The organism is Escherichia sp. MOD1-EC5950 (assembly GCF_002965345.1).
Lineage (GTDB): Bacteria > Pseudomonadota > Gammaproteobacteria > Enterobacterales > Enterobacteriaceae > Escherichia > Escherichia marmotae.
Genome location: NZ_PTSR01000159.1, coordinates 1 through 347, shown reverse-complemented (window position 1 = coordinate 347; position 347 = coordinate 1). Strand labels below are relative to the sequence as shown.

Sequence of the window (347 nt, the reverse complement as noted above, 5' to 3'; positions counted from 1 at the left end):
TTTGCGGCGTCATACGGTTACGGTCTGGACGGGCTGACGCTGCGCACCGGCGGGGTGTTTAACCAGGACTGGCAGGGCGTCAGCGCCGGGGCTGTTCTGGGGCTGAGTTACCTGGGGGCGCTGTCTGCTGACGGGGCTTATGCCACGGCGAAATACCGTGATGGCAGCCGCAGCGGAAATAAGGTGCAGTTATCCTGGAGTAAACAACTTGAGATGACGAACACCGGACTGCGGGTGAGCTGGTCACGGCAGAGTGAGGAATATGAGGACATGTCCTCCTTTGACCCGACAGAGTTGTGGTCGCAGTCAAATCATGGTCGCCGGACGAAGGATGAATGGAATGCCGG

At 59.4% G+C, this 347-nt stretch carries 1 protein-coding gene; it reads left to right on the top strand.

The annotated features are described in order from the left end of the window. Positions 1–347: fimbria/pilus outer membrane usher protein (locus tag BEA93_RS24815; RefSeq protein WP_157945160.1), on the top strand; the 347-nt coding region annotated here is incomplete at both ends.